The 13701-nt window shown below is 33.2% G+C and carries 8 protein-coding genes; 4 read left to right on the forward strand and 4 right to left on the reverse strand.

Going from position 1 to position 13701, the window contains the following annotated elements; translation table 11 throughout:
- Window positions 1–6 precede the first annotated feature (6 nt).
- The 3 genes from gltB to ACI313_RS06020 all read right to left on the reverse strand — a co-directional run bounded on the left by gltB (window position 7) and on the right by ACI313_RS06020 (window position 8251).
- Window positions 7–4488, reverse strand: coding sequence for a glutamate synthase large subunit (gene gltB, locus ACI313_RS06010; RefSeq protein ID WP_320608689.1), 4482 nt, complete (start codon window positions 4486–4488; stop codon window positions 7–9).
- Between the two features lie 19 nt (window positions 4489–4507).
- The gene (gene asnB, locus ACI313_RS06015; RefSeq protein WP_320608690.1) at window positions 4508–6091 is read right to left on the reverse strand and encodes an asparagine synthase B; all 1584 of its coding nucleotides are present in this window, start codon (window positions 6089–6091) and stop codon (window positions 4508–4510) included.
- A 63-nt stretch (window positions 6092–6154) separates the two neighbouring features.
- Entirely contained in the window at window positions 6155–8251 is a 2097-nt protein-coding gene (locus ACI313_RS06020; RefSeq protein WP_320608696.1) for a glutamine synthetase III family protein, read from the reverse strand.
- A 190-nt stretch (window positions 8252–8441) separates the two neighbouring features.
- On the opposite strand from ACI313_RS06020, the gene ACI313_RS06025 reads away from it, so the two are divergent.
- The 4 genes from ACI313_RS06025 to ACI313_RS06040 are packed head-to-tail and all read left to right on the forward strand — an operon-like array spanning window position 8442 to window position 11464.
- Complete coding sequence (locus ACI313_RS06025) at window positions 8442–9644, forward strand: glutamine synthetase family protein (protein ID WP_320608691.1); 1203 nt, start codon at window positions 8442–8444, stop codon at window positions 9642–9644.
- A gap of 8 nt (window positions 9645–9652) precedes the next feature.
- Window positions 9653–10231 carry an ANTAR domain-containing response regulator gene (locus ACI313_RS06030; RefSeq protein ID WP_320608692.1) on the forward strand — a complete coding sequence of 193 codons (579 nt, stop codon included), beginning with the start codon at window positions 9653–9655 and terminating at the stop codon, window positions 10229–10231.
- A complete protein-coding gene (gene ybaK / locus ACI313_RS06035) occupies window positions 10224–10697 on the forward strand; it encodes a Cys-tRNA(Pro) deacylase (RefSeq protein ID WP_407066617.1) in 474 nt (157 codons plus the stop codon). The genes ACI313_RS06030 and ybaK overlap by 8 nt, the downstream gene beginning before the upstream one ends.
- 38 nt (window positions 10698–10735) lie before the next feature.
- Entirely contained in the window at window positions 10736–11464 is a 729-nt protein-coding gene (locus ACI313_RS06040) for a polysaccharide deacetylase family protein (RefSeq protein ID WP_439755548.1), read from the forward strand.
- 26 nt (window positions 11465–11490) lie between these two features.
- Here the strand turns inward: ACI313_RS06040 and ACI313_RS06045 are convergent, their stop codons facing one another.
- On the reverse strand, window positions 11491–13578 hold the full coding sequence (locus tag ACI313_RS06045) for a glutamine synthetase III family protein (protein ID WP_439755549.1): 2088 nt from the start codon (window positions 13576–13578) through the stop codon (window positions 11491–11493).
- Between the last annotated feature and the right edge of the window lie 123 nt (window positions 13579–13701).

Genomic DNA, 13701 nt, shown 5'->3' on the forward strand with positions numbered 1-13701 from the left:
TCCCTCCTAATTAAATGCATCTTTAAATGCCATTAATTCAGCTTCATCTGTATGGAAGCCTTTATCTTCTAATTCTTTAATGGAATCTTTAATTTTACGATAATCATTTGGAATGATTTTCTTGAAATTTGATAATTCGTCATTAAAGTTATCTAAAATAGCTTTGGCAATAGCTGAGTTTGTATATTTGTAATGTTCTTCAAGTAAATCATGAAGTGTTTCTTGATCTGTTTTACCTTCAACGGTTTCAATGCTTACCATCTCTTTATTAATTCGTTTATATAAATCATGGTCTCTATCTAATACATAAGCAATTCCACCACTCATTCCAGCGGCAAAGTTTTTACCAGTTTTTCCTAAGATAACAGCTAATCCACCGGTCATATATTCCAAACCATGATCTCCGCATCCTTCAACCACAGCAGTTGCTCCGGAGTTACGAACACAGAAACGTTCCCCTGCAATTCCTCTAATGAAGGCTTTTCCGCTTGTTGCTCCATATAAAGCGACATTACCAATAATTACGTTTTCTTCGGCTTTAAATGAAGATTGTTCAGGAGGGGCAATAATTAATTTTCCACCTGATAAACCTTTTCCAAAATAATCATTGGCATCACCTTTTACATCAAGTGTCAATCCAGATGGAATGAATGAACCAAAAGATTGACCGGCTCCACCATTACAATGAACGACAAATGTATCTTCTTTTACGTCTACACCACATTGTTTAGTGATTTCGGATCCTAGAATCGTTCCTACAGTTCGATCTGTTGAACTAATTTCAATCGTTTCTTCATGGTGTTTCTGTTTCTTGAAATAAGGTTTAAATTTTGGTAAAAGAACGGAAACATCAATTGTCTTTTCTAAATGGAAATCATATTCGTCATCTTTTACATGGTGAATATTATTGCCATCATTCAATACATAAGATAAATCAATTTCTTTTTCTCTTTGTGTTTGATTTTCACGGATTGTTAAGCAATCAGAACGACCAACCATTTCATCAACAGTATGGAAACCTAATTCAGCCATGATTTCACGTAGTTCTTGAGCAATGAAAATCATAAAGTTCATAACATATTCAGGTTTACCTCTGAAACGTTTTCTTAATTCCTCGTTTTGTGTGGCAATACCAAATGGACATGTATCTAAGTTACATACACGCATCATTTCACATCCCATAGTGATAAGTGGGGCAGTGGCAAAACCAAATTCTTCAGCACCTAACATACAAGCAACGGCTACATCACGTCCGCTCATTAATTTACCATCGGTTTCAATAATGACATGAGATCTTAAACCATTTTCAATTAAAGTTTTATGTGTTTCGGCCAGTCCTAATTCCCATGGCAATCCAGCATGGTGAATGGAACTTTGTGGAGCTGCACCCGTTCCACCATCGTATCCAGAAATAAGAACAACAGTTGCTCCAGCTTTTGCGACCCCGGCAGCAATGGTTCCTACACCAGCTTCAGAAACTAATTTTACAGAGATTCGGGCATCTCGATTGGAATTTTTTAAATCATAAATTAATTGAGCTAAATCCTCAATTGAATAAATATCATGATGAGGAGGAGGTGATATTAGTGATACTCCTGGTGTTGAATAACGTGTTTTGGCAATCCATGGATAGACTTTTCTTCCTGGTAAATGTCCACCTTCACCTGGTTTTGCGCCTTGGGCCATTTTAATTTGAATTTCTTTTGCACTAACTAAATATTCACTTGTAACACCAAAACGACCCGATGCCACTTGTTTAATGGCGCTATTTTTTTCAGTGCCTAAACGTTCTCGTTTTTCGCCACCTTCACCTGAATTTGATTTTCCACCTAAACGATTCATGGCAATTGCCATACATGTATGAGCTTCTTCAGAAATAGATCCATATGACATAGCTCCTGTTTTGAATCGCTTAACAATTTCACTTACTGGTTCGACTTCATCAATTGGAATCGATGGATTTACTTTCTTAAAGTGTAATTGGGAACGAATTGTATGAGGACGGTCGACATCGTTTACCATACTTGTATATTCTTTAAATAAATTGTAATCGTTTGTTTGAGTTGCTCTTTGTAAAGTAACAATTGTCTTAGGATTATATAAATGATCTTCTTTACCAAAACCACTTCTTAATTTATGATATCCGGTACTATCTAATGATGTATCGGTTCCAAGTCCTAATGGATCAAAGGCACGATCGTGATGGAAAATAATATCTTCTTCAATTTCTTTTAAGCCAATTCCACCAATTCTGGAAACCGTATTTGTGAAGTAATCATCAATGACTTCTTTAGAAATACCAATGGCTTCGAAAATCTGAGCATCTTGATAAGATTGTAAAGTGGAAATACCCATTTTAGCAGCAATCTTAACGATTCCATGTAAGATAGCTTCATTGTAATCTTTAATCGCAATTGAAGGTTCTTTATCTAACATGTCAATTTGAATCATGTCTTCAATTGTTTCATGTGCTAAATATGGATAAACTGCATTGGCTCCAAATCCTAATAAAGTCGCAAAATGATGTACATTTCGAGGCTCGCCGCTTTCAACAATTAAAGTAACGGCTGTTTTCTTTTTGGTTTTGATCAAATGCTGTGATACTGCACTAACAGCTAATAAACTAGGAATGGCAACATGACTTTCATCAATTCCTTTATCACTTAAAATTAAAATATTAGCTCCTTCATGATAGGCACGGTCTACACTGACAAATAAGTTATGAATCGCATCTTTAAGTGGCATTCCACGATAAAACAACAATGAAATTGTTTTATTGTTAAATCCTTTTTTATTTAAAGAACGAATCTTTTGCATATCTCGTTCAGTTAAAATAGGATTATTTACTTCTAATACCGTACAGTTAGAACCTTTCTCTTCTAGTAAGTTACCATCGGATCCTAAGTAAACAGTTGTATCAGTAACAATTTGTTCACGAAGGGAATCAATTGGTGGATTGGTAACTTGAGCAAATAATTGTTTAAAATATTCGAACAAAGATGGATGGTGTTTCGATAATACTGCAATAGGGATATCGGTTCCCATGGCAGCTGTTGGTTCGACTCCATTCTTAGCAGTTGGTAAAATAATGTTTTTACATTCTTCGTATGTATAACCAAATACTTTGTATAATTTGTCTCTTTGTTCTTTGGTGTGCATAGTTGGTTTTTTGTCAGGGGCTGGTAAATCTTTTAAATGAATTAAATTTGTATCCAACCATTCTCCATATGGATTTTGATGAGCATAATGTTCTTTTAATTCATCGTCTTCAATTAATCGTTTTTGAATTGTGTCTACTAAAAGCATTTTACCAGGACGTAAACGATCTTTTTTGATGATTTTTTCAGGAGCAATATCTAATACACCAACTTCACTTGATAAAATCAAACGATTGTCATCGGTAATATAATATCGAGAAGGTCTTAGACCATTACGATCTAAAACCGCTCCTACAACATCTCCATCCGAGAAAATTATGGCAGCAGGACCATCCCATGGTTCTAACATAGTTGCGTAATAGTGATAAAAATCTTTTTTAGTTTGGGACATTGGTGTATGTTTCCATGGTTCAGGAATGGTAATCATTACGGCTTGGGCTAAGTCCATACCATTCATTACCATAAATTCTAAAGAATTATCAAGCATAGCACTGTCCGATCCATTGGCATTGATAACAGGTAAAATTTTTGTATATTCCTCTGATAAAAATTCAGAATCCATGCTTTCTTCTCGTGCTAACATACGGTTGGCATTTCCTCGAATGGTATTAATTTCACCATTGTGAGCAATCATTCGATTTGGATGGGCTCTTTGCCAAGAAGGCGTTGTATTTGTTGAGAAACGAGAATGCACAATCGCAATAGCTGATTGATAATCTTCATCTTGTAAGTCATTATAGAATTCACGTAATTGATTTACTAAAAACATTCCTTTATATACGATGGTTTTACTTGAAAGGGAAGCAACATATGTGTCAGGACAACTTTTTTCAAATTCTCTTCGAATGATATAGAGTTGTTGTTCGAACTCTTTTGTTGATAGGTTACTTTCTTTTTTGATAAAACCTTGCATGATATAAGGCATGCAATCACGAGCTCCTTTTCCTAAGATTTCCGGATTACAAGGAACGCTACGCCATCCTAAAAATTGGGCCCCTTCTTTTTGCGTGATGGTTTCAAATAATTTTTTGGCTTGGTTTCGTTTTAAAGAACGTTGATCAAAGAAAAACATTCCCACGCCATATTCTCTTTGACCATCAATTTTAATATTTTCTTCTTTACATACTTTAGAAAAGAAAGAATGTGAAATTTGTAATAAAATACCAACCCCATCTCCAACTTCACCAGTAGCATCTTTACCAGCACGGTGTTCTAGTTTTTCAACAATATGTAAAGCTTGATCAACGACATCATATGATGGAGTTCCATCGATTTGAACAACAGCTCCAATTCCACATGCATCATGTTCCATTTGTGTATAATCGTTCATATAAAATCCTACTTTCTATTTATTTTCCACTGTCTCCGTAATTTGATAAAAAACGAGCGGATGGATCATTGACATTGCATCCTTCCCATTCTTTATTAGGCATCCAGAAATCAACAATCATTTGGCTTTGTTCTGGATAGAAACTTTCAAATATTTCTCTATATAATAAAGATTCTTTTGTGAAAGGAGTGGCATGGCTATATTTTTGGCGTTTTTCTTCAAATTCAGAATCAGAATAATATTCTTCAGCATATTCTTTAATATCATCGACTAATGAGTGACCAACAGCATCCGAAAAAGCTGCTTTTTCTCTCATTAATATACTTTCAGGAAGAATGTGATCCTTCGCAAAGGCGTGTCGTAATAAATATTTTCCTTTATTATATTTATTTAACTTCATTTCTGGATTAATTGCCATTACATATTCCACAAAATCTAAATCACCAAAAGGAACACGAGCTTCTAGAGAATTAGTGCTAATGCAACGATCGGCACGTAAAACATCATACATATGTAATTCACGGACACGTTTTTTACTTTCTTCTTGGAATGAAGCAGCATCAGGAGCAAAGTCTGTATATTTATATCCAAATAATTCATCAGATATTTCACCAGTTAATAACACTCTTATATTTGTTTGTTCATGAATGGCTTTACAAATTAAATACATTCCAATGGAAGCACGAATTGTAGTGATATCATAAGTCGCTAAGGCTTTGATAACGGGTTTTAGAGAACTAATAACATCTTGTGAAGTTATAATGATTTCATGATGATTACTACCAATGTATTCACTCACTTCTTTGGCATATTTTAAGTCAATGGCATCAGTTTCCATACCAATGGCAAATGTTTCAATGGGTTTATTTGATAAATTTTGAGCTATTGCACAAACTAAAGAAGAATCCAGACCACCACTTAGCAAGAAACCAACAGGAGCATCGGCATCCAGTCTTTTTTCAACTCCTTTAATAAGTAAATCATGTATGTTTTGACAAACGGTTTCTAAATCATCTTCAATGTATTCTTTGGTTTGTGTCATATCTCGATAACAAGTGAAGGTTCCGTTGGCATAATAATGACCGCAAGGGAATGGATAAATTTTATCAACAAGTCCAACAATGTTTTTTGGTTCAGAAGCAAATACGATATTATGTTCTTTGTCGTATCCATAATATAGGGGACGAATGCCAATTGGATCACGAGCTGCAATCAATTCATCTTTTTTTCTATCATAGATAATACAAGCAAACTCAGCATCTAGGTCTTTAAACATTTCTACGCCTTTTTGTTCATACAAAGGAAGAAGAATTTCACAGTCGCTGTCACTTTTAAATTGATATCCCTGTTTGATTAATTGATCTTTTGTTTTTCTAAAACCATAGATTTCACCGTTACAAACAACATAGTTTCCATTATATTCAAATGGTTGCATTCCTTCTGGAGTTAAGCCCATAATAGCTAGTCGTTGAAATCCAAGCGTTATGTCTTTGATTTGAATCATTCTTTGATCGTCTGGTCCACGTGAATGAGTTTGTTCAAATCCTTTTTCTAATTGTTGTAATGATAAAGCAGTTCCTTTATATCCTATGATAGTACACATATGTATCCCTCCTATAAGTAAGATAAACCGACAGATTACGATAATCTGCCGGTTATTTTATTTTTACATAATTCCAAACAATAATTTTCCATATGTAGGGAATGGCCAATATTGCTCGTCAACAATGACTTCAAGTGAATCACAAGGTTTTCTTAAGCTATCCATTTTACTAAGTAATACATCTTTTACGAAATTAGCTTTTTGTTCATAGCTTTCAAATGAATCCATTTCATTAACGGCTTGCTCTAATTCATGAACAGCACTAAAGGCTTCATTTAATAGATCACTTGTTTGTTTTAAGTTTTCTGTTTCATATGTTGTGTTTATTGAATCACAAACAGATTTTTTAGAAAGAATTGTATCGGCTAATGACTTAGAATAACTTGTGACGGCAGGTAAGATCTCTTTTTTAGCCATATCCAACATAGTTCTTGCTTCAATGTTGATTGTTTTTACATATTCTTCAATTAATACTTCATATCGAGACTCAATTTCTTCTTTAGAATAAACGTGTTGTTTTTCAAATAAAGCAATGTTTTCTTCTTTGACGAAATAAGGAAGAGCATCTGGTGTTGTTTTAAGATTTAATAAACCACGTTTTTCAGCTTCTTCAATCCATGAATCATCATATCCATTGCCATTAAAGATAATGCGTTTATGATTTTTAATTGTATCTTTGATTAAGGCATTCAAAGCACTTTCAAAATCTGGAGCAACTTCTAGTACATCAGCAAATTTTTCTAATTCATCGGCAACTACAGTATTTAAGATAATGTTGCATCCAGCAATAGATGAATTCGAACCAGGCATACGGAATTCAAATTTATTTCCCGTAAAAGCAAATGGACTTGTACGATTTCGATCGGTTGAGTCTTTACGGAATTTAGGAAGTACATCGGCTCCGATTCGCATATATTCTTTTTCTTTGCCATCGTATCCACTATCATTTTCAATGGCTTCTAATACTTCAGTTAATTCATCTCCTAAGAAAATAGAAATAATAGCAGGTGGTGCTTCATTAGCTCCTAATCGATGGTCGTTTCCAGCTGTAGCAACAGATAATCTCAATAAATCTTGATGTTCATCAACAGCTTTAATAACGGCACATAAGAATAATAAGAATTGTGCATTATCATGTGGTGTATCACCGGGTTCAAGTAAATTGATTCCTGTATTTGTTGATAGGGACCAGTTATTGTGTTTACCAGATCCGTTAACACCCTCAAATGGTTTTTCATGTAGTAAACAAACAAGTCCGTGTTTCTTGGCAATTCGTTGCATCAATTCCATTGTTAATTGGTTATGGTCTGTGGCAATGTTTGTTGTAGAGAAGACAGGAGCTAATTCATGTTGTGCAGGAGCTACTTCATTGTGTTCTGTTTTAGCACTAATACCAAGTTTCCATAATTCAACATTTAAATCATCCATGAATTCTTGTACACGAGATTTAATAGTTCCAAAGTAATGGTCTTCCATTTCTTGTCCTTTTGGTGAATTGGCTCCAAATAATGTACGTCCTGTATAAATTAAATCTTTACGTTGTTCATAGAATTTTTCATCAACTAGGAAATATTCTTGTTCAGGTCCAACTGTTGTTTTAACTGATACTGCATCTTCGTTTCCAAATAATTTTAAAATACGAAGGGCTTGTTTATTGATAGCTTCCATTGATCTTAACAATGGTGTTTTCTTATCTAGGGCATGTCCTGTATAAGAACAGAAAGCAGTGGGAATACATAATACTTTATCTTTAATAAAGGCATAAGATGTAGGATCCCATGCGGTATATCCACGAGCTTCAAAGGTTGCTCTTAATCCACCATTTGGAAAAGAGGAAGCATCTGGTTCACCTTTAATTAATTCTTTTCCAGAAAATGTCATTACTACATTTCCATCATCGGTTGGATGGATGAAACTGTCATGTTTTTCAGCAGTTACTCCTGTCATTGGTTGGAACCAATGTGTATAATGTGTAGCTCCTTGTTCAAGGGCCCATTCTTTCATCGCATGGGAAACTGCGTTGGCAATTTTAATATTTAATGGTTTGCCTTCATCAATTGTTTTCATTAACTCTTTATAAGTGTCTTTCGGAAGTCTTTTTTTCATTTCGGCTTGATTAAATACTTTAGATCCAAAAATTTCAGGTACAGTTTGTTTCATCATATAGCTCTCCTTTTCGATAAAAAAGAGGCAATGGTGCATACTTAAAAAAGTATGATTGGCACCATTGCCTTTATTTATGTAATCATTTTAGTCTTTTTAAAGATATTGTCAACAATAAATGAAATTATTTTCAAAGTATTGAAAGAAATGTAAAAAAAGAGTATAAAGAAACCATTGGAGGATAAATATGAACTATAGAGAGATATTAGACTTTGTTCACGATGAAGATGTGAAATTTATACGACTGTCTTTTTGCGATGTATTTGGTAAACAAAAAAATGTTTCGATTTTACCAGAAGAACTACCTAAAGCCTTTAAAGAAGGAATTTCCATTGATGGAAGTGCTATTGTTGGTTTTTTAGATGAACAAGACAGTGATTTATTTTTATATCCGGATCCTGAAACTTGTTGTATATTGCCATGGCGTTCTTTAGAAGGACAAGTTCTTCGTATGGAATGTCAAATTAAAAATCCTGATGACACACCATTTGAAAGAGATTGTCGTTATATTTTAAAACAAGCTATTCAAGCGGCAAAAGAAAAGGGAATTGTATTCCATTTTGGAACTGAATTTGAATTTTATTTATTTAAACTTGATGAAAATGAAAATAATACGTTTATTCCCCTTGATCAAGGCGGATACATGGATGTATCTCCTGAGGATAAAGGAGAAGATGTTCGAAGAGATATTTGTTACACATTAGCGGATATGGGAATTCATCCGGAAGCAAGTCATCATGAAGAAGGTCCTGGTCAAAATGAAATTGATTTTCGCTATAGTGATGCCTTACAAGCAGCTGATAATGCTCAAACATTTAAGTGGGTTGTTAAGGCTATATCAAAAAGCAGTGGGTTGTATGCGGATTTTGGACCAAAGCCTTTGAAACAAGAAGCAGGGAATGGACTTCATATCAATGTTTCTATTGATGCGAGTGATGGAAATAGTTATTTATATAATGTGATTGCAGGTGTTTTAGAACACTTAGAAGAAATGACTTTATTTCTAAATTCAACGGAAAGTTCTTATGAACGAATTGGAAAGCGAAAGGCTCCTAAATATATTAGTTGGTCAAAACACAATCGTACCCAGGCCATTCGTATTCCGGCTACAAAAAACGGAAAAGATCGTTTTGAAATAAGAACACCAGATCCACATTGCAATCCGTATTTGGCTTTTGCCTTGATTATTTATGCTGGTTTAGATGGAATTGAAAGAAAGCTTCAAGTTCCTGAACAAGTAGATGAAAATTTATATCAAGCAAAAGAAGATACAACATCACATTTGAAAGCTATTCCATCTTCGATACGAAAAGCAAGTACAGTTGCTAGTGAAAGTGATTTCATTCGAAAATACATTCCTAAAAAAATTATTGATGCTTATTTAAAATAGAGGTCATCATGATCAATAAGAAAAAAGTATTGATTGTATCGAGTGGAACGAAATTACTTCCTATTTTAAAGGAATTGATGCCTTCAATGGAATATTCATTGAGCGTTGTTGAAACTATACAAGAGGCAAAAAAGAAATTAAGAACCATTATTTTCGATTATTTATTGATTCAATGTCCTGTAAAAGATGAATTTGGAATTAAATCTGCACAAGAAATTGTTCATTCATTTTCAGTAGGCGTGATTTTACTTGTAAAAAATGATATATTTGATCAAGTAACTTATCGATTAAAAGATGATTCTATTTTTGTAGTATCGATGCCAACGAATCGCCAAATGCTTTATCAAACAATTTGTTTAATGAATACTTTTATTTCGCAAAAGAAAGTACTTGAAAATGAAATAAAGAAGTTAAAGAAAAAAATGAAAGATGAACATGTTGTGACGCAAGCTAAACTTGTTTTAATTGAACAATATCATTGGTCAGAACAAAAAGCACATCATTACATTGAAAAAGTTGCGATGGATAATTCTATTCCTAAAATTGAGGTTGCTAACAAAATACTAGAGGAGAATAAAAATGATTAAAACCAATGCGATGAGAATATTAGATCAAAATAATATTAGTTATACAACTCATGAATATCCACATGGAAAAGAAGCAGTGGATGGTGTTCAAGTAGCTGATTTGTTGCATGAGCCATATGAAATGGTCTATAAAACATTGGTAACACAAGCAAATACAAAAGAGTTTTTTGTGTTTATGATTCCAGTAGACAAAGAACTGGATTTAAAGAAATGTGCTAAAGTGGCAAATGTTAAATCGATTGAAATGATTCATGTTAAAGACATTACCAAAATTACAGGTTATGTTCGTGGTGGCTGTTCTCCTTTGGCAATGAAGAAATCATTTAAAACTTTTGTGTATGAAGAATGTGTGTTATATGATTCCATTATTTTTTCTGGTGGTAAGATAGGAATTCAAATTGAAATGAGTCCTATGGAATTAATTGATTTACTTAAAATTGAATGTGTAGATTGTATAAAGGCATAAGTTGATTATGCTTTTTTTTATTTGTATAATGAGACAATATGAAAAAGAAAATAATTGGATGCATTTGTTTTTGTTTTATTGTTTGTTTACTATTTATACCCAATGAACCGTCTATTCCAATTTTAGGGTATCATGATATTGTTTGTGACGAAACAAAAATTGATAGTCGATATACGTTATCACTTTCTGATTTTGAAGAACAAATGAAGTATTTATATGAACATGATTTCCATACATTGTCATTGGATGAATTATATGATTTTTATCGAGGAACTTTAGAAATTGACGAAAAGAGTATTGTTTTAACATTTGATGATGGATATGAATCATTTATTTCTTTAGTTAAACCGGTATTAGAAAAATATGGATTTAATGCGACTTGTTTTGTGATAGGAAAACATGCTTTAGATGAAAAAGAAAAATATATTAAAGAGAATCAATTGATTAATGATGAGACAGTTTCATTTTATTCTCATTCGTTTGATCTTCATCGCAAAGATGGCAAAAACAAAGTTATTGAAACCATGACAAAAAATGAAATTGAACAAGATTTTGATACTGGAATCGTAGATTATACTTATTTTGCTTTTCCTTATGGTGTTTCTAGTGAAAAGGCAAGGGAAGTTATAATAAATAGAAAAGTAAAAATGGCTTTTAGTTATAATCAATTTCATAATTGTTCTAGAAAAGATGATATTTATTATATTCCTAGATATGCGATTGTGAATTTTATGCCAATGATTTATTTTAAATGGATTGTGAATTAAAAAAGTGAATAGCACTTAAAAAAGTACTATTCACATGATTGAAATAAGATTTCATTATAATCTGGAATTGGCCAATCTTCTTTAGAAACATTGCGTTCAATTTCATCTGTTAAAGTACGAATTTTTTCCATTAATGGAAGCATTTCATCAGCAGCGAATCGAGCTGCTTTTTGTTCGTCTTCAAATGATTTTTCTATCATTGTTTCTAATTCATCTACATGGTTGCTTACTTTTTCTAATGGAGTATCAATGTTTTTCAACATTTTGACTTCCATTGGAGAAGAAATACCACTATTTTTCTTTGTTTGAATAATTGTAGCTAGTTTTGCTTCATAGTTAAATACAGAAGGTAGAATTTGTTTACGAAGCATATAAACCATTGTTTTGGCTTCAATTAAGATAACTTGATAATAGTTAGTTAATAGAATATTTTGACGTGCCTGTAATTCAGATGCTGAATAAACTTTATGTTTTTCAAACAATTTAATATTCTTGTCATCTGTATAATGAACAAGGGCATCTGGTGTTGTTTTTAATTCCAATAAACCTCTATTTAAAGCTTCTTGACGCCATTGTTCTGAATAGCCATTTCCTGAGAAAATAATACGTTTATGTTCACGGATTGTTTTACGAATTAAATGATTTACATAAGCATCTACATTGTCTTTATCATGTGCTTCGATTTCATCAGCAAATTCACTAAGTTCTTCGGCAACAATTGTATTTAAAATTGTGTTAGGACATGAGATGTTTAAAGAAGAACCTAACATACGGAATTCAAATTTATTTCCTGTAAACGCAAATGGACTTGTACGATTTCGGTCTGTTGTATCTTTTGGAATAGGAGGTAAAACATCAACTCCTAATACAAGTTCACGATCGATGTTGTCTTCATATTCTTCTTGTTTTTCAATTGCTTCAAGAATAGCTGTTAATTCATCTCCTAAGTAAATTGAAATGATAGCTGGTGGTGCTTCATTGGCTCCTAATCGATGATCGTTTCCAGCTGAAGCAACGCTAATTCGTAATAAATCTTGATATTCATCAACGGCTTTAATGATGGCTGCTAAAGTAATAAGAAAACGAATATTATCTTTAGGATTTTTTCCTGGTTCTAATAGGTTTTCTCCATCATTAGTAGAGAAAGACCAGTTGTTGTGTTTACCAGATCCATTGACACCTTCAAACGGTTTTTCGTGTAATAGACATACAAATCCGTGTTGTTTGGCAACTTTTTGTAAAACCTCCATTGTGATTTGGTTTTGATCATTGGCAATATTTGTAGAAGAGTATACAGGTGCCAATTCAAATTGACACGGAGCAACTTCTTTGTGTTCCGTTTTGGCAAAAACACCTAATTTCCAAAGTTCTTCGTCTACTTCTTCCATGTATGCTTTTACACGTTGAGAAATATTTCCGAAATAATGGTCATCTAATTCTTGTCCTTTTACTGGAGCTGCTCCAAAAAGAGTTCTTCCTGTTACCATCAAATCAAATCTTTGTTTATATAGTTCTTCATCTATTAAGAAATATTCTTGTTCGGGTCCTACGGTTGTGTTTATTTTTGTGATATTGTATCCCATCAAGTTATATAAACGAACAGCTGCTTTGTTTAAGGCATCTAGAGAACGTAATAAAGGGGTCTTTTTATCTAACGCAGATCCATCATATGAACAGAATAAAGTTGGTACATATAATGTTTTTTCTTTTACAAACGCGAAAGATGTTGGGTCCCAGGCAGTATATCCTCTGGCTTCAAACGTGGCTCTTAATCCACCACTTGGGAAACTAGAAGCATCGGGTTCACCTTTAATTAATTCTTTTCCTCTAAAATCGCTGATGACCGAATTAGGCCCTGTTGGATTTATAAAGGCATCGTGTTTTTCAGCAGTTATTCCTGTCATTGGTTGGAACCAATGTGTATAATGAGTGGCACCTTTATCCATTGCCCAGTCTTTCATTGCATTAGCGACGGTATCTGCAATTTCACTTGGGAGTTCTTTACCGTTTTCCATTACATCAATCATTTGACGATAAACGGCATGGGGTAGATATTTTTGCATTGCGGAAGGGCCAAATACATCACATCCAAAATATTCATCTACTATCTTCATAATTTTTTCCTCCATGTCTATTTTATAGCAACTTTGCCTACAAAAAAAGTAGATTTTACAATCTACTTACAGACTGTTGACAAAGTGGTCGACAGTCTTTTTAAATTCTGATATTATTGTTGT

Origin of the sequence: Floccifex sp., from assembly GCF_051873495.1 — a bacterium.
In the GTDB taxonomy this organism is placed as follows: domain Bacteria; phylum Bacillota_I; class Bacilli_A; order Erysipelotrichales; family Erysipelotrichaceae; genus Floccifex.